Consider the following 15,465-nt stretch of genomic DNA (forward strand, 5'->3'; position numbering starts at 1 on the left):
ATCTGTTGCTCATCGTTCGGGGGAGTACGACGCCGTGCTGAGGATTCTGCCCACCGTGGCGCTGCTGGCGCTGTGGGTGTGGGCGTTCATCGACTGCCTGATCACGCCCGAGGACGAGATCCGCCACCTGCCCAAGGTGGTCTGGATCATCATCGTCCTGTTCTTCCCGCTGGTCGGCTCGATCGCCTGGCTGGTGGCCGGCAAGGACCGGGCCGGGGCCCGCTCCCGCCGCAACGTGGCGTGGCCGTCCGGCCCCACCGCGGGCTACCCCGAGTACGAGCGGCCGCAGCAGCGCCGGGTGGTCGCCCCGGACGACGACCCCGAGTTCCTCGCCTCCCTCAAGCGCGACAACGCCCGCCACGAGGACATGCTCAAGCAGTGGGAGGCGGACCTGCGCCGCCGCGAGGAGGAACTGCGCCGCGACGAGAACCCGGAGGGAGGCGCCAAGGGCTGAGCAATCGGCTTTTGGTGCATCTCTACCATCAGACCTGACAGACAACCCGGGTCATCGGCTGCCGACATATCGCCGCCCGCCACCGGCGGAGCGCGTGTCGGCAGCCTTTTCCACGCCCTCGGACCTACCCTGAGCTGGGACTCCGCGCGAATTTCGGCGCCCGGACGGCGCCTGCGCGGCAAGCCGCGGGCGGGCCGCGGGCCGCCGATCGACCCGTAGGGCTTCTGTCAGCCCTGTACAGCGATCGGCGCCCGACCTTGTACGGAATCGACGCCGAAACGCGGCCGCCCTCCCTCGTAGTGTCGTAAGTGAAGAAGTGTTCGCTGCTTCCCGCGAGCTTGGAGTGTGTACGAGATGACGGTTCTGCACGATGCGCCGGTCGGTGACGAGATCCCCGAGATCCCGGCCGACGCGCGCGGTCGGGTGGCCGAGCTGCACAGCCTCCGCGAGCGGGTCCTGCGCGGGCCCAGCGAGAAGGCCACCGAGGCCCAGCACGCCAAGGGCAAGCTGACCGCCCGCGAGCGGATCGACCTGCTGCTGGACGAGGGCTCGTTCCACGAGGTGGAGCCGCTGCGCCGGCACCGCGCCACCGGCTTCGGCCTGGAGGCGAAGAAGCCGCACACCGACGGCGTGGTGGTCGGCTGGGGCACCGTGCACGGCCGCACCGTCTTCACCTACGCCCACGACTTCCGGATCTTCGGCGGCGCCCTCGGCGAGGCCCACGCCCAGAAGATCCACAAGATCATGGACATGGCCATCGCGGCCGGTGCCCCGCTGGTCTCGCTGAACGACGGCGCCGGCGCCCGCATCCAGGAGGGCGTCACCGCCCTCGCCGGCTACGGCGGCATCTTCCAGCGCAACACCCGGGCCTCCGGCGTCATCCCGCAGATCTCCGTGATGCTCGGCCCCTGCGCCGGCGGCGCGGCGTACTCGCCGGCCCTGACCGACTTCGTCTTCATGGTCCGCGAGACCTCGCAGATGTTCATCACCGGCCCGGACGTCGTCCAGGCCGTCACCGGCGAGAAGATCACCCAGAACGGCCTCGGCGGCGCCGACGTCCACTCCAGCGTCTCGGGCGTCTCGCACTTCGTCTACGACGACGAGCAGTCCTGCATCGAAGAGGTGCGCTACCTGCTCTCGCTGCTGCCGCAGAACAACCGCGAGATGCCGCCGGTGCAGCCGAACGACGACCCGGTGGAGCGGCGCAACGAGTCGCTGCTCGACCTCGTCCCGGCCGACGGCAACCGCCCGTACGACATGCGCAAGGTCATCGAGGAGATCGTCGACCACGGCGAGTACCTGGAGGTCCACGAGCGCTGGGCCACCAACGTGATCTGCGCGCTGGCCCGGGTCGACGGCCACGTGGTCGGCATCATCGCCAACCAGCCGCAGTCGCTGGCCGGCGTGCTCGACATCAACGCCAGCGAGAAGTCCGCGCGCTTCGTACAGATGTGCGACGCCTTCAACATCCCGCTGGTCACCATGCTGGACGTGCCGGGCTTCCTCCCCGGTGTCGACCAGGAGCACGACGGCATCATCCGGCACGGCGCCAAGCTGCTCTACGCCTACTGCAACGCCACCGTGCCGCGGATCCAGCTGATCCTGCGCAAGGCCTACGGCGGCGCCTACATCGTGATGGACTCCCGCTCCATCGGCGCGGACCTGTCCTTCGCCTGGCCCACCAATGAGATCGCCGTGATGGGCGCCGAGGGCGCGGCCAACGTGATCTTCCGCCGGGACATCGCCGGGGCCGAGGACCCCGAGGCGATGCGGGCGCAGAAGATCAAGGAGTACAAGACCGAGCTGATGCACCCGTACTACGCGGCCGAGCGCGGCCTGGTGGACGACGTGATCGACCCGGCCGAGACCCGCGCGGTGCTGGCCTCCTCGCTGGCGATGCTCCGCACCAAGCACGCCGACCTGCCGAGCCGCAAGCACGGCAACCCCCCGATGTAACGCCCCCGTCGGCGCATCGGAACCCGGAAGACTTCAAGCCGCGAAAGAATCAGGAATCATGAGCGAACCTCTTGTCCGCATCGTCCGCGGCTCGCTGAACGCCGAGGAGCTGGCCGCGCTCACCGCGGTGCTCGCCGCCCGCGCCGCCGCCCAGCAGGCCGCCGCCGCGACCGCCACCGCGGTGGTCGAGCCGATCGCCAACTGGCAGCGCCTGGAGCGCCGCACGGCCTACTACTCGCCGGTCAGCTGGCAGCAGGCCGCGTAGGCGCAGGCACACGACAGGGGCGCGAGGAACCGGGCGGTTCCTCGCGCCCCTGCGCTTCTCGCCCCTAGGCGGCGACGAGTGCGGCCGGCCTTCCGGCGTGCATGGTGGAGAGGTTGGCCGCCAGGCGCTGCGGGTCCTGGGCCAGCCAGAGCCTGAGGGCGGCTCCGAGCATGGCGCAGGACGAGCCGAGCCGGACGCCGGTGGACTGGGCGACCCGGGCGGTGGCGAGCACCAGCAGGTCGGCCAGGGCGGCCGGCAGCCAGACGGTGAGCGCGCACGGCGCCGGGACGGCCACCGCGGCGAGCAGCCGGTGGGCGTCTGCGGGGCAGTGCAGGGCCGGCAGGACGTCCAGCAGGCCGTCGGCGACCACCTCCGAGACGTCGCTGTGGTGGCCCTGGGCGAGATGCCGGAGCAGTGTTCTCTCCGCGGCGGTGATTCGGACGGTCAGCATGACCTCGTCGCACTCCAATGTGCGGCCCTCCTCGCGGCTGGTTCGGATTCTGCAGGGGAGACGACGCGGCGCCCCCCGGTGTGACACGGCTCTGGTCAGACGCCGGCGTACGAGTGCTTGCCGGTGACGAAGATGTTGACGCCGTAGTAGTTGAAGAGCCAGCAGGCGAAGGCCAGCAGGGCCAGGTAGGCGGCCTTGCGGCCGCGCCAGCCGGCGGTGGCGCGGGCGTGCAGGTAGCAGGCGTAGGCGACCCAGGTGATGAAGGACCAGGTCTCCTTGGGGTCCCACTCCCAGTACTTGCCCCAGGCGGCCTCGGCCCAGATGGCGCCCGCGATGATGGTGAAGGTCCACAGCGGGAAGACCAGGGCGTTGATCCGGTAGGAGAGCTTGTCGAGCGTGGCGGAGGCCGGGAGGCGGCCCCAGACGGAGCCGGCCCGCGGGGTGGCGCCGGCGGCCAGGCGCCGCTCGTAGGAGTCCTTGCCGAGGTAGAGCACGGTGGCCACGGCCGCCGCGTAGAACGCGCCGCCGCACATGATGGCGGTGGAGACGTGGATCGCCAGCCAGTACGAGTGCAGGGCGGGGACGAGCTGCTCGGACTCGGTGTAGAGCACGGTGACCGCGATGCCGAGGGTGAGCAGCGCGGCGATCACCACCGGCAGGCCGAGCCAGCGGACGTTCTTCTTCGCGGCCAGCAGGCCGAGGTACGCGGTGATCATCATCAGCGCGAAGGCGCAGGAGAACTCGTACATGTTGCCCCACGGCCAGCGCATGACCGACAGGCCGCGGGTGAGCACGCCGCCGGCGTGCAGCAGGGCGCCGAGGACGGTGAGCGAGACGGCGATCCGGCCCGCCAGGTCGCCCTTCTCGCTGCCGCCGGCGGCGCCCGGGCCGTCCACCGGGGCGCCGTCGCCGCGGCCGCTGGTGACCGTGGTGGCGCCGGCGTCGGCGAGGGCGGTGCGGGTGAGCGTGGTGGTGCCGCCGCCGGAGGACGCGACGGTGACGGTGACCTTGCGGACGCCCTTGGCGGAGTCGTCCGCGGCGGCGACGGTCTCGGCCAGCGAGGACTGCTCGGCGGAGCGGACCGCGACCGCGCCCTTGGCGCCGAACGTCCACTCGAAGAGGTGGGCGAACATGGCCAGGGTGTACACGGCCATCGCCGAGTAGATCAGCTTGTTGGAGAGGTCGGCCAGCTGCGGGTCGACCGAGGCGAGATGCACCGTCTACTCCTTGGAGTCCGGGTCGGCGGGGGTAACCGGGTCTGAGGGCCCGTCGGAGAGCTCGGTGGCGGGCTCGGTGGCGGGCTCGGTGGCGGGCTCGGGTGCGTCGATCGCCGGGGCGTCGTCCTGGAGCTCGACGGCGAGGTCGGCGAGCTCCTCGGCGGTCTTCGCGGACTCGCTGCGGGCCAGGCCCGCCACCTCGACGAGGGTGCGGCCGTCCGGTCCGGCGGTGGCGCGGACCCAGATCCGGCGGCGCTGGACGAACAGCGAGCCGATCAGGCCGAGGACGGCGGCGACGGCGCCGGCCAGCGCGACCGCGTTGCCGGGGCGGTGGGAGACGTTGAAGCTGGCCCACTGCTGGTAGCCGTCGAAGGTGATCGACCCGTAGCCGTCCGGGAGGGTCCAGCCCTGGCCGGGCTTGAGGCGGGCGCGGGCGATGGTGCCGTCCTGCTGGAGCTGGGTCATCGCCTTGGTGTCGAGCTGGTACACGTTCTGCGGCACGCCGGCGTCCGAGCGCAGGTCGCCCGCGTACGCGGTGAGCACCAGCATCGGGTCGGCGGCGCCCGGGAACATCGAGATCGGGCCGGTCTTCTCGAAGGACTCCGGCGCGGTCGGCAGGAAGTACCCGCTGAAGCCGAGCTGGGTCTTCTTGCCGCCGGCGTCCTGGCCGTAGTCGTTGACCTTGATCACACCGGTGGAGGTGAGGTTGCCGTCCTGCGGGAGGAAGGCCGTCGGGCCGCGGTAGACGATCTCGTTCTTGGCGTTGCGGACGGTGACCACCGGCGCGTAGCCGTGGCCGATCAGGAAGACCTTGGAGCTGCCGATCTCCAGCGGGTGGTTGACCGAGATGGTGGAGGTCTTCAGCCTGGTGGCGTCCGCCCCCTCCCAGTACCGGATGTGCGCGGTGAACTCGCGGGCGCTGCCCGCCTGGTCGCCGCTGGTCTGGTACTTCGCGGTGAAGCCGTCCAGCTTGAAGCCGAAGGCGTCCAGGTCCTCGGCGGTGTAGAACGCCGAGCCGGTGAAGTCGTCCAGCTGGGTGGTGGTGTTGGAGTAGCCCTGGCCCTCGACCACCAGCTTGCCGCCGGAGCCGCTGGCCAGGCTGGCCCAGGCGAAGCCGGCCAGCAGGGCGAACAGCGAGAGGTGGAAGGCCAGGTTGCCGACCTCGCGCAGGTAGCCCTTCTCGGAGGAGACCGCGCCGCCGGCCAGGTTCGCCCGGAAGCCGCGCTTCTTCAGCAGCCGGTACGCGGCGGCGTTGACCGCCTTCGGGTCGGCGCCGGTGTGCCAGGCGGCGTACACCGGCATCCGGGTCAGGACGCGCGGGGCGGCCGGCGGCTGGGCGCGCAGCACGCCGACGAACTGCCAGGTGCGCGGCACGATGCAGCCGGCCAGCGAGACGAACAGCAGGATGTAGATCGCGGAGAACCAGACCGAGCTGTAGACGTCGAACAGCTGGAGCTTCTCGTAGACCGGCGTGACGCCCTTGTGCGCCGCCTTCCACTGCTCGACCTTGAACGCGTTCTGCCCGGTCTGCGGGATCAGCGAGCCGGGGATGGCGGCGAGCGACAGCAGGAAGAGCAGGATCAGCGCGACCCGCATCGAGGTCAGCTGGCGCCACATCCACAGCATCCAGCCGCGGATCCCTATCCCGACGACCGGCCCGTCCGACTCCTCGGGGGCACTGGTCAGCCGCTCGGCGTCCGCCGTGTCGGGGCCGGTCTTGGTGTCGCTCACGGTCAGATTCCGATCGGGAAGTCGCTGGTGAGGTACTGGAGCTGGTTGACCATGGCGTCCCAGGCCCCGGTCACCAGCAGCAGGCCGACCGCGACGAGCATGCCGCCACCGATCCGCATGACCCACTGGTAGTGCTGCTTGATCCAGCCGAACGCGCCGAGCGCCTTGCGGAAGGCGAGCGCGGCCAACACGAACGGTACGCCCAGGCCCAGGCAGTAGACGGCCATCAGCAGCGCGCCGCGCCCGGCGCTGGCCTGGGTGAAGGCCAGCGACTGGATCGCGCCCATGGTCGGGCCGATGCACGGCGTCCAGCCGAGGCCGAAGACCACGCCGAGCAGCGGCGCGCCGGCCAGGCCCACCGCGGGGCGGCGGTGGGTGCGCAGCTCGCGCATGGTGAAGCCGGGCAGCAGGCCCATGAAGGCCAGGCCCATGGCGACGGTCAGGACGCCCATCACGATGCTGATCGCCCGCTTGTGGTCCAGCAGGGTCTGCCCGAAGGAGCCGAACAGCGCGCCCATCGAGACGAAGACCGCCGCGAACCCGGCGATGAACAGCGCCGAGCCGAGCAGCATCCGGCCGCGCCGCCCGCCGCGGGCGTCCGCGAGGTCGGCGGCGGAGAAGCCGGTGACGTAGGAGAGGTAGCCGGGGACGAGCGGCAGCACGCAGGGCGAGAAGAAGGAGACCAGGCCGGCGGCGAGCGCGATCGGGAGGGCGAGCAGCAGCGCGCCGCTGCCGACCGTGTCGTTGTACCCGACGGCGGCCGCGAGGTCGGTGGTCACTTCGGCTCCGCCACGACCGGCTTGATCATCGACTCGAGGTCCTCGGCGGAGATCGCGTGCATCGAGCGGGCGGCCAGCCTGCCCTCGCGGTCGACCACGATGGTGGTGGGGATCGACTGGGGGTTGAGGCTGCCCTTGGGGAACTTCAGGATCTGGGTGCCGTCCGGGTCGTAGATGGACGGGTAGGTGATGCCGAAGTTCTTCTCGAAGCTCACCGCGTTGGCCGGGTCGGTGTCCCGGGTGTTGATGCCGAGGAACTGGACGCCCTGGTCGGCGTACTTCTGGGCGACCTCCTGCAGGCCCTTGGCCTCGGCCCGGCAGGGGTTGCACCAGGAGCCCCAGATGTTGAGCACCACGACCTTGCCCTTGTAGTCGGCGAGGGCGAGGGTGCCGGAGCCGTCCAGTCCGGTGCCGGAGATGTCCGGGGCGGGGGTGCGGTGGCCGGCCGCGGCGGTGTCGATGCCGCCCTTGCCGGTGATGAAGCCGGTCTGCCCGTCACCGCTCGTCGAACCGGAGCTCGAACAGCCGGCGAGGGCGAGGACACTGGCCGCGCCGAGGACGGCGGCGAGGCGGAGGCGGCGGTGGGTCGTCCCAGACATGTGAAAAGTTTCGCATGGGACTCCGGGCCGTTTGAGGGGGGTCCGGCCTTGTCTGCCGAACCCCCCATGACCTGCGGTTTCATCCCTTATGATCCACTTAGTCCGGGCATTTTGGACCGTGGTCGGGCTTACGCGCCGAAGCTCTTGGCGACCGGCGCGTCGCCCTTCTTGCCCTTGCCCACCAGGTGCGCCGGGAGCAGGTCGCGGGCCGGCTCGCGGTAGCCGACCGAGACGATCCGGTCGCCCTCGTACGTGAAGCTGGTCAGCGAGGCGAGCGAGCACTGGCGGCGGCGCGGGTCGTGCCACAGCCGGCGGCGCTCGGCGAAGGAGCGGACGATCCAGATCGGCAGCTGGTGGCTGACGCAGACCGCCTCGTGCCCGCGGGCGGCGTCCCGGGCGGCGGCCAGCGCGCCCATCATCCGCACCACCTGCTCGATGTACGGCTCGCCCCAGGACGGCTTGAACGGGTTGGTCAGGTACTTCCAGTGGCTCGGGTTCTTCAGCGAGCCGTCGCCGACGCCGAAGGTCTTGCCCTGGAAGATGTTGTCCGCCTCGATCAGCCGCTCGTCGACCGCGACCTCCAGGCCGTGCGCCTTGCCGATCGGCTCGGCGGTCTCCTGCGCCCGCTCCAGCGGCGAGGCCACCACGTAGGTGATGTCCCGGTCCGCCAGGTGCTCGGCCACCCGGTCGGCCATCTGCCGGCCCAGCTCCGAGAGGTGGTAGCCGGGCAGCCGGCCGTACAGGAGGCCCTCGGGGTTGTGCACCTCGCCGTGCCGCATCAGGTGGACGACGGTGGTGTCCTTGCTCACGTTCTCTCCTCGGTGGCGCCGTGCGTTCGGGGTACTGCTCAGGCGGTGGCTTCGGCGGCCGCGCGGGCGGCGGCCGGCAGCGCGGCGGCGATCCGCTCGATCGCCCGCTCGTCGTGGGCGGACGAGACGAACCAGGACTCGAACGCCGACGGCGGCAGGTAGACGCCCTGGCTCAGCATCGCGTGGAAGAAGGCGTTGAAGCGGAACGCCTCCTGGCGCTTGGCCGTCTCGTAGTCGGTCACCTGCTCGTCGGTGAAGAACACCGAGAACATGTTGCCCGCCTTCTGCAGCCGGTGGACCACGCCCTCCTTGGCCAGGGCGTCGGAGACCAGGCCGGAGACCTGCTCGGCGACACGGTCCACGGTGGCGTACGCCTCGTCGGTGCAGTGCCGCAGCTGGGCCAGGCCGGCGGCGGTGGCGATCGGGTTGCCGGAGAGGGTGCCCGCCTGGTAGACCGGGCCGGCCGGGGCCAGGTACGCCATCACGTCCGCGCGGCCGCCGAACGCCGCGGCCGGGAAGCCGCCGCCCATCACCTTGCCGAAGGTCAGCAGGTCCGGCGCCCAGCCCTCGTGGGCCGCCTCCAGGCCGTACCAGCCGGCCCGGGAGACGCGGAAGCCGGTCATCACCTCGTCCGAGACGAACAGCGCCCCGTCGGCCCGGCAGAGCTCCGCCAGGCCCTTGTTGAAGCCGGGCAGCGGCGGGACGACGCCCATGTTGCCCGGGGACGCCTCGGTGATCACGCAGGCGATCTCGCCGGGGTGCGCCTTGAACGCCTGCTCGACGGCGGCCAGGTCGTTGTACGGCAGGACGATGGTGTCGCCCGCCTGGGCACCGGTGACGCCCGGGGTGTCCGGCAGGCCGAAGGTCGCGACGCCGGAACCGGCGGCGGCCAGCAGCGCGTCCACGTGACCGTGGTAACAACCGGCGAACTTCACGATCTTGGCCCGGCCGGTGAAGCCGCGGGCCAGCCGGATCGCCGACATGGTCGCCTCGGTGCCCGAGGACACCAGGCGCACCTGCTCGACCGGCGCGATCCGGGAGACGATCTCCTCGGCCAGCTCCACCTCGCCCTGGCCGGGCGTGCCGAAGGACGTGCCGCGCGACACCGCCTGCCGCACCGCCTCCACCACGGCCGGGTGCGCGTGGCCCAGGATCATCGGGCCCCAGGAGCAGACCAGGTCGACGTACTCGCGCCCGTCCGCGTCGGTCAGGTACGGGCCGGTGCCCGACACCATGAAGCGCGGGGTGCCGCCCACCGCGCGGAACGCGCGCACCGGCGAGTTCACGCCACCGGGGGTCACGACCGAGGCGCGCTCGAACAGCGACTGGGACTGGGGGGCTTCGTACGGGTAGCTCATCGGCACGCTCATCGGGCTCGCTCATCCGTGGGTCCGCGGGAGGGTTACCCGGACATGCTCTCAAATCGTGTCCTTGCGTTCTGCATGTCGGACCCGATCATCTGGAACGATGATCCGTGTGCTGGTGCCTTTACAGGCCGTGTCGAAGGTAGGGTCTGAGGTACGCCTGTCCTTACGGCGATGACTAGGACGGCGCAAGACGGGTAATGGGCACGTTCGGAGGACACCGAGCGTGCGGGGGTCTGTCGATTCCGGCGAATTCCGGTGAGGATGGTCCGAGTGTCCGAGGCGCAGGACGGTTTCGAGGAGGCGGCGGGTGGTTCCCGCAGGCCTGCCGGGGCCGCTGGCGGGGGTGCGGCGGGTGCGGGCAGGGGCAGGCGGGGAGGCGAGGGCAGAGTGGGGGTCACCTACAAGTACTTCGGCGCACCCGACCGGGCCACCGCCGCCAGAGTCCCCACCGCACTGGGCCCCGGCGGCCTCGGACTGGACGCGGGCGAGCTCGGCGCGCTCGGCCGGCTCGGCGACCTCATGGAGACCAGCGGCTCGACCAACGGCCACCTCTCCACCAAGATCAAGCCGGAGACCATGAGCGCCATGGTCCTCACCGGCATCACCGGTGTGCCCCTGCACCAGGTGCCGCCGCTCGAACTGGTCGTGCTCCACCCCGACTACGCCGTCGTCCAGCTCCCGCACAACGTCGTCGAACCGCTCCGCAAGGCCGACGAGACCGAGCTCGGCGCCGCCGCGTTCATCTGGTCCACCGTCCCCGACCGGCGCGGCCCGCGGGACGCCTTCGTGATCTACCAGATGCTCCACGAGTGGCAGGACTTCGCCAACCGCCTGCACGACGCCGGGCACCAGCTGTACTGCCTGGTCTGGCCGTAGCGGCGGACCCGGCCGAGCGCGGCTCTGCTCCGCCGGCCGCCGCCGGCCGACCCCGCCCGGGTCAGTCCCCCGGGTGGGCCATCGAGTCGATGGCGATCGCGGCGGCCAGGACCGTGGCGTGGTCCGTGTCCGGACCGATGTCCAGGCCGTAGGTGTCGCGGACCCGGAACCACTTCTTGGACACCTCGGCGACCTTGAAGCCGTCGCGTTCGATCGTGTACTCGTGGTCGACGACGTTGCCCTGGACGGTCAGCTCCGGGCCGTCCTCCTGCTCGATCCGCCAGCGCTCGCGCAACGGGTCGACCATCGCCTTCTTCACCATCGCCACCCGGTGGCCGTCCGCGCCCTCGATCTCCATCGACTCCCGGATCCGCAACGGCCGGCTCTGCACGGTCGCCACCCGGTGCCCCGCCCGGTCCTCGATGTGGAAGGTCTTGCGCATCCGCAACGCCTTCCCGTCGACCTTGTACACGTGGTCGCCGGACTCGTCGTCGATCCAGTAGTCGTCCCCGATCGCGAACAGCTTCTGCCGCATCCGGTACCGGGTGACCCCCTCGCCGTGCTCGAACGCCCTGTTCGCCTGACGGCGCTCCCGCCGCTCCCCGAACATCCCGGCCTCCTCTCGTCGGCACCCCGCCCGCCCTTCGTACCCCGAACGGCCCCCACCCGCATCCCGGGGCCGGTCAGAGGAAGCGGCGCAGGAGCCTGGACTTGCCCGGGGTGAGGGGCGGGTAGGCGAGGCGCAGGGTGTCGAGCGGGAGGGGCTTGTCGAGGACGGCCTTGAGGTGGCTGAAGGTCTCCAGGGAGTGGTGGCCGTGGTAGCGGCCCTGACCGCTCTCGCCGACGCCGCCGAAGGGGAGGCCGGGCACGGCGAGATGAGCGTTGGGGACGCCGAAGGCGAGGGCGCCGGAGGAGGTCTCGGCGGCGAGGCGTCGCTTGGTGCGGGCGGAGGCGGTGAAGGCGTACAGGGCGAGCGGCTTGTCGCGGGCGGTGATGAAGGCGATCGCCGCGTCGAGGTCGGGGACGCGGACGATCGGCAGGATCGGCCCGAAGATCTCCTCGCACATCACGGGTGAGTCGGGGTCGACGTCGGCGAGGACGGTCGGGGCGAGGTAGCGGTCGGCCCGGTCGTGGCTGCCGCCGGTGACGGTCCGGCCGGAGGGCAGGAGCGCGGTCAGGCGGTCGAAGTGGCGCTCGTTGACGATGCGTCCGTAGTCGCCGGCCGCGGCCGGGTCGTCGCCGTACATCTCGCGGACCGCCGCGGCCAGGTGCGGCTCGATCGCGGGCCCGGCGTCGCCGATCGCGAGGACGTAGTCGGGTGCGACGCAGGTCTGGCCGGCGTTCATGAACTTGCCCCAGGCGATCCGGCGGGCGGCGGCCGCCAGGTCGGTGCCGGGTTCGACGACGGCGGGGCTCTTGCCGCCCAGCTCCAGGGTGACCGGGGTGAGGTGGCGGGCCGCGGCGGCCATCACGACGCGCGCGACGGTGCCGTTGCCGGTGTAGAAGACGTGGTCGAAGCGCTGTTCCAGCAGTGCGGTGGTCTCCGGTACGCCGCCCTCGACGACGGCGACGGCGTCCCGGTCGAGGACCCGGGGCAGCCAGTGGGCGAGCGCGGCGGAGGTCGCGGGGGCGAGTTCGCTGGGCTTGACGAGCGCGCAGTTGCCGGCGGCGATCGCGCCGACGAACGGGGCGAGGGCCAGCTGCAGCGGGTAGTTCCAGGGGCTGACGATCAGGACGGTGCCGAGCGGTTCGCGGACGGCGCGGGCGCGGGCGGGCCGGAGCGAGAGCGGCACGCGGACGCGGCGCGGGCGCAGCCAGCGGTCGAGGTGGCGCAGGGTGTAGTCGATCTCGTTGACCGTGAAGCCGATCTCGGTGGTGTACGCCTCGGTGGCGCTCTTGCCGAGGTCGGCGTGGAGCGCGGCCGCGAAGGCGGCCTCCTGGTCGACCAGGAGGCGTCGCAGTGCGCGCAGTTGGGCCTTGCGCCAGGCGAGCGGCTTGGTGCGGCCGGTGGCGAAGGTGCCGTGCAGGCGGGCGACGGTCGCCGCCGCGTGGACCTGGGGGGTGTCCGTGGGAGCGCTCATGCCGTGGAGCATATACGAAACGAAGCCATTTCGTTTCGTAAAGGTATGCTGATTTCCATGCCCCGCACCACCGCCACCACCGCGCCTACTCCTGCCGCCGTGCCCCGCCGGGGGCGTCCGCGCGACGCGGGCCGGGACCGGGCCCTGCTCGACGCGACCCTGGCCGTGCTGGGCGAGAGCGGCTACGCGGCCCTGACCACCGCCGCCGTCGCGGCCCGGGCGGGCACCTCCACCGCCACGCTGTACCGCCGCTGGTCCTCCAAGGAGGACCTGGTGATCGCCGCCGCCACCACCTACAGCGAAGGCCTGGACGTCGACACCGACACCGGCGGCGTCGAGGGCGACCTGCGGGCCCTGCTCCGCGACAAGGCCGCCGCGCTGACCGGCGAGGGCGGCCGCGTGCTGCGCGCCCTGATCGGCGAGGCCACCCACAACACCGCCCTCGCGGAGGCGCTCACCGCCGCCGTCCTCGCGCCGGTGCACCGGCGGATCGGCGGGATCGTCCGCCGCGCCGTCGCCCGCGGCGAGATCCCGCCCCCGGCGGACACCGACCTCCTCGGCGACGTGGTCGTCGGCCCGATCGTCAGCCACTTCTTCCTGACCGCCCGGCTCCCCGACCAGGTCGACCCGGCCACCGCCGAGGCGACCGCCGACCGCCTGCTCCCCTTCGCCCTCCGCGCCCTGGGCGGCCAGGTGTTCTGACTTGTGAGGCCGGGTGGCGCCGCCGGCGGCGGCGGGCTCCGCCGGGGACGGCGTCAGGCGTCACCGGCCCGGTCGAGGGCGGGAGGGGCGGCGCCCGGGTCGGCGGCGGGGCGGGCGGTGAGGGCGCGCAGGTTGTCGGTGAGGCGGGTGGAGGTGGCCCGCAGGCGCTTGGCGCGTTCGGTGTGGGTGCCGGCGCGGGGGGACTTGGCGATGGTGACCGGGATGCCGCGGGCACGGGCGGCGGCGACCAGGCTCTCCCCCGCCTCCGGGACGGTGGTGAGGACGGACGCCGCGAAGAGTCCGCCGGCCATGGTCCGCGGCCGGCCGAGCAGGTTCTTGTGGACGATCTCGCAGGGCAGCAGCCGCTCCCCCCGCTCGGCGGCCTCGCTCGCCGCGAGCGCGACGGTGAGCAGCCCTTCGGCCGCCTTGGTGACCAGCCACTTGCGGCCCGGGACGGGCGGCAGGAACTCCCGGATCCGGTCGACCTCGCGCTCCACCACGACGTCCGGCAGGAGATCGACCGCCGAGTACTGGCGGATCTCCACCACCCTCTCCCAGTCGACCTCCTCGCCGTCGAAGCCGATGCGCTTCGGGCCGATCGAGACCTGGCCGAGCCCGTCCAGCAGGTGCAGCAGCCTCACCGCCGGGCCCGGTACGCGCGGGAGCCGGCCGACCATCCCGGCGAGTGAGATCTCCCACGGCTCGGCGGTCGGCACCGCGGGACGCGGGTGGTTCTCGATCGCGCGGCGGGCCCAGTCGCCGCCGACCTTCGTCCGCGCCGCCGACGCGGCGCGGGTCACCGCCCCGGCCACGTCCTTGATTCCCGCCACCGCCGCCCCCGTTCGACCGTTCCGCCCGTTGCACGGAGGACGCTACGCGACGCGCGTGAAGTTGCGGGCACGTCCCGGCACTTGACGGTCAGTGGCGCGCTCCGGGACGGGCCGCGAATCTCGGTGGCGGTGCGGGTACGGATGAGCGAGCATGCGCGCATGAGCGACCGACCCGAACGATGGACCGAGGCGACCGTCTACCCCGACATGTGGGTCGACCCGGACAAGGACCCCCGCGACAACGACGGGCCCGGCCCCGAGGGCGAGGCGGCGACCCTGGCCGACTACCTGACGACCTTCCGCCTGACCCTGCGGATGAAGTGCGAGGGCCTGGACGCCGAGCAGTTGGCGCGCCGGTCCGTCCCGCCGTCGACGATGTCGCTGCTCGGGCTGGTGCGCCACCTCGCCGAGGTGGAACGGGACTGGCGGACCTGGCTCGACGACCCCGAGCCGCTGCCCAAGCTCTACGGGGTGCGCGACGGCGACTTCGACGGTGCCGTCGCGGACCCGGCCGTGGTCGAGGGCGCGTTCCGCGACCTGGAGCGCGAGCAGGCGGCGACCGACGCCGCGCTGGCCGCGTACGAGGACCTGGGCCGGCGGGTCGGCAAGGACGGGATCTCGATCCGGGAGCTGCTGGTGCACCGGGTGGAGGAGTACGCCCGGCACTGCGGGCACGCGGACCTGCTGCGCGAGTGCGTGGACGGCCGGGTGGGCCAGTAGCGGGAGCACGGCCGGCGCCGACGCGTCAGACCTGGACGCCTCGGGCCCGGACGCGTCAGGCGTCGGCAGGCCGGGCCCGGACGCGTCAGGCCCGGACGCCTCAGGCGTCGGCGAGTTCGGCGTTGGCGCGTTCGGCGATCAGGGCGAGCAGGCGGCCCGCGACGGCGGCCTCCTCCGGCGGGATGCCGGCGTAGAGGCGGCCCGCGATGGCGGCGGCGGCTTCGGCGGTGCGGGCCTGGAGGGCGGCACCCTCGCGGGTGAGGGCGAGCCCGGCCTGGCCGGCGGGCGCCAGGAGGCCGGCGTCGGCGAGGCCGGCGAGCGCTGTCTCGGCGGCCCCGCTGTCGATCTTCAGGCTGCCGGTCAGCCGGGCCACCAGGGCGGCCCGGTCGATGGTGCCGCCGCCGGCGGCGGTCGCGTTGAGCGCGAGGTTCTGCTCGAAGCCGATGCCGGTGCCGGCCAGCTCGCGCTGGAGCAGTGCGCGGGCGGCGTAGTGGGCCTGGCCGATCACCTGGCTGTTGAAGGGCTGGACGGTCATGGCGGTTCCCCCTTGAGTCGGCTGCGGGCCGCACGATCGGCCCGCTTTCTGATGCCCAGACTCTAATGGGACTGAGTCTCAATTTGCAACGGG

General features: G+C 72.3%; 17 protein-coding genes. 6 read left to right on the forward strand and 11 right to left on the reverse strand.

From position 1 onward, the window contains the following. The first annotated feature begins 34 nt into the window (after positions 1-34). The 3 genes from ABEB06_RS16775 to ABEB06_RS16785 all read left to right on the forward strand — a co-directional run bounded on the left by ABEB06_RS16775 (position 35) and on the right by ABEB06_RS16785 (position 2,675). Positions 35-454: a PLD nuclease N-terminal domain-containing protein gene (locus ABEB06_RS16775; protein WP_345697664.1), complete on the forward strand. Its 420-nt coding sequence runs from the start codon at positions 35-37 to the stop codon at positions 452-454. 354 nt (positions 455-808) lie between these two features. Then, the gene (locus ABEB06_RS16780; RefSeq protein ID WP_345697665.1) at positions 809-2,410 is read left to right on the forward strand and encodes an acyl-CoA carboxylase subunit beta; all 1,602 of its coding nucleotides are present in this window, start codon (positions 809-811) and stop codon (positions 2,408-2,410) included. Positions 2,411-2,468: 58 nt separating this feature from the next. Continuing rightward, positions 2,469-2,675 carry an acyl-CoA carboxylase epsilon subunit gene (locus ABEB06_RS16785; RefSeq protein WP_345697666.1) on the forward strand — a complete coding sequence of 69 codons (207 nt, stop codon included), beginning with the start codon at positions 2,469-2,471 and terminating at the stop codon, positions 2,673-2,675. Positions 2,676-2,739: 64 nt separating this feature from the next. Here ABEB06_RS16785 and ABEB06_RS16790 read toward each other — a convergent pair whose 3' ends face one another. The 7 genes from ABEB06_RS16790 to hemL form a co-directional block, all read right to left on the reverse strand. Further along, positions 2,740-3,126 carry a hypothetical protein gene (locus ABEB06_RS16790; protein ID WP_345697667.1) on the reverse strand — a complete coding sequence of 129 codons (387 nt, stop codon included), beginning with the start codon at positions 3,124-3,126 and terminating at the stop codon, positions 2,740-2,742. 95 nt (positions 3,127-3,221) lie between these two features. Continuing rightward, positions 3,222-4,343 carry a c-type cytochrome biogenesis protein CcsB gene (gene ccsB, locus ABEB06_RS16795; protein WP_345697668.1) on the reverse strand — a complete coding sequence of 374 codons (1,122 nt, stop codon included), beginning with the start codon at positions 4,341-4,343 and terminating at the stop codon, positions 3,222-3,224. 3 nt (positions 4,344-4,346) lie between these two features. Continuing rightward, positions 4,347-6,074: a cytochrome c biogenesis protein ResB gene (resB, locus tag ABEB06_RS16800; RefSeq protein WP_345697669.1), complete on the reverse strand. Its 1,728-nt coding sequence runs from the start codon at positions 6,072-6,074 to the stop codon at positions 4,347-4,349. Positions 6,075-6,076: 2 nt separating this feature from the next. Beyond that, complete coding sequence (locus ABEB06_RS16805) at positions 6,077-6,853, reverse strand: cytochrome c biogenesis CcdA family protein (protein WP_345697670.1); 777 nt, start codon at positions 6,851-6,853, stop codon at positions 6,077-6,079. Continuing rightward, positions 6,850-7,452, reverse strand: coding sequence for a TlpA family protein disulfide reductase (locus ABEB06_RS16810; RefSeq protein WP_345697671.1), 603 nt, complete (start codon positions 7,450-7,452; stop codon positions 6,850-6,852). The genes ABEB06_RS16805 and ABEB06_RS16810 overlap by 4 nt, the downstream gene beginning before the upstream one ends. Before the next feature lie 128 nt (positions 7,453-7,580). Further along, positions 7,581-8,231, reverse strand: a complete 651-nt coding sequence (locus ABEB06_RS16815) for a histidine phosphatase family protein (RefSeq protein WP_345701875.1) — start codon at positions 8,229-8,231, stop codon at positions 7,581-7,583. Positions 8,232-8,299: 68 nt separating this feature from the next. After that, positions 8,300-9,631 (reverse strand): glutamate-1-semialdehyde 2,1-aminomutase, encoded by a 1,332-nt coding sequence (gene hemL / locus ABEB06_RS16820; RefSeq protein ID WP_345697672.1) that lies wholly within the window; start codon positions 9,629-9,631, stop codon positions 8,300-8,302. 384 nt (positions 9,632-10,015) lie between these two features. Between hemL and ABEB06_RS16825 the strand changes: the two genes are divergently transcribed. Beyond that, positions 10,016-10,504: a hypothetical protein gene (locus ABEB06_RS16825; RefSeq protein ID WP_345697673.1), complete on the forward strand. Its 489-nt coding sequence runs from the start codon at positions 10,016-10,018 to the stop codon at positions 10,502-10,504. A gap of 61 nt (positions 10,505-10,565) precedes the next feature. Here ABEB06_RS16825 and ABEB06_RS16830 read toward each other — a convergent pair whose 3' ends face one another. Together ABEB06_RS16830 and ABEB06_RS16835 are read right to left on the reverse strand one after the other, a co-directional pair. Beyond that, the gene (locus ABEB06_RS16830; protein WP_345697674.1) at positions 10,566-11,114 is read right to left on the reverse strand and encodes an LURP-one-related/scramblase family protein; all 549 of its coding nucleotides are present in this window, start codon (positions 11,112-11,114) and stop codon (positions 10,566-10,568) included. 73 nt (positions 11,115-11,187) lie between these two features. Further along, positions 11,188-12,585, reverse strand: coding sequence for an aldehyde dehydrogenase family protein (locus tag ABEB06_RS16835; RefSeq protein ID WP_345697675.1), 1,398 nt, complete (start codon positions 12,583-12,585; stop codon positions 11,188-11,190). 57 nt (positions 12,586-12,642) lie between these two features. Between ABEB06_RS16835 and ABEB06_RS16840 the strand changes: the two genes are divergently transcribed. Then, positions 12,643-13,287, forward strand: a complete 645-nt coding sequence (locus tag ABEB06_RS16840) for a TetR/AcrR family transcriptional regulator (protein ID WP_345697676.1) — start codon at positions 12,643-12,645, stop codon at positions 13,285-13,287. Between the two features lie 53 nt (positions 13,288-13,340). Here ABEB06_RS16840 and ABEB06_RS16845 read toward each other — a convergent pair whose 3' ends face one another. Then, positions 13,341-14,117, reverse strand: a complete 777-nt coding sequence (locus ABEB06_RS16845) for a hypothetical protein (protein WP_345697677.1) — start codon at positions 14,115-14,117, stop codon at positions 13,341-13,343. 159 nt (positions 14,118-14,276) lie between these two features. Between ABEB06_RS16845 and ABEB06_RS16850 the strand changes: the two genes are divergently transcribed. Then, entirely contained in the window at positions 14,277-14,837 is a 561-nt protein-coding gene (locus tag ABEB06_RS16850; RefSeq protein ID WP_345697678.1) for a mycothiol transferase, read from the forward strand. Positions 14,838-14,937: 100 nt separating this feature from the next. Here the strand turns inward: ABEB06_RS16850 and ABEB06_RS16855 are convergent, their stop codons facing one another. Next, positions 14,938-15,372 (reverse strand): hypothetical protein, encoded by a 435-nt coding sequence (locus ABEB06_RS16855; RefSeq protein ID WP_345697679.1) that lies wholly within the window; start codon positions 15,370-15,372, stop codon positions 14,938-14,940. Between the last annotated feature and the right edge of the window lie 93 nt (positions 15,373-15,465).

It is taken from the genome of Kitasatospora terrestris, assembly GCF_039542905.1.
Classification (GTDB): domain Bacteria; phylum Actinomycetota; class Actinomycetes; order Streptomycetales; family Streptomycetaceae; genus Kitasatospora; species Kitasatospora terrestris.

What these genes read in the sequence shown, in the direction of transcription:
- ABEB06_RS16785 (WP_345697666.1), top strand. Translation starts at nt 2,469, where the DNA reads ATGAGCGAACCTCTTGTCCGCATCGTCCGCGGCTCGCTGAACGCCGAG.
- ABEB06_RS16790 (WP_345697667.1), bottom strand. Translation starts at nt 3,126, where the DNA reads ATGCTGACCGTCCGAATCACCGCCGCGGAGAGAACACTGCTCCGGCAT.
- ABEB06_RS16780 (WP_345697665.1), top strand. Translation starts at nt 809, where the DNA reads ATGACGGTTCTGCACGATGCGCCGGTCGGTGACGAGATCCCCGAGATC.
- ABEB06_RS16815 (WP_345701875.1), bottom strand. Translation starts at nt 8,231, where the DNA reads ATGCGGCACGGCGAGGTGCACAACCCCGAGGGCCTCCTGTACGGCCGG.
- ABEB06_RS16830 (WP_345697674.1), bottom strand. Translation starts at nt 11,114, where the DNA reads ATGTTCGGGGAGCGGCGGGAGCGCCGTCAGGCGAACAGGGCGTTCGAG.
- ABEB06_RS16850 (WP_345697678.1), top strand. Translation starts at nt 14,277, where the DNA reads ATGAGCGACCGACCCGAACGATGGACCGAGGCGACCGTCTACCCCGAC.
- ABEB06_RS16810 (WP_345697671.1), bottom strand. Translation starts at nt 7,452, where the DNA reads ATGTCTGGGACGACCCACCGCCGCCTCCGCCTCGCCGCCGTCCTCGGC.
- ABEB06_RS16855 (WP_345697679.1), bottom strand. Translation starts at nt 15,372, where the DNA reads ATGACCGTCCAGCCCTTCAACAGCCAGGTGATCGGCCAGGCCCACTAC.
- ABEB06_RS16835 (WP_345697675.1), bottom strand. Translation starts at nt 12,585, where the DNA reads ATGAGCGCTCCCACGGACACCCCCCAGGTCCACGCGGCGGCGACCGTC.
- ABEB06_RS16840 (WP_345697676.1), top strand. Translation starts at nt 12,643, where the DNA reads ATGCCCCGCACCACCGCCACCACCGCGCCTACTCCTGCCGCCGTGCCC.
- hemL (WP_345697672.1), bottom strand. Translation starts at nt 9,631, where the DNA reads ATGAGCGTGCCGATGAGCTACCCGTACGAAGCCCCCCAGTCCCAGTCG.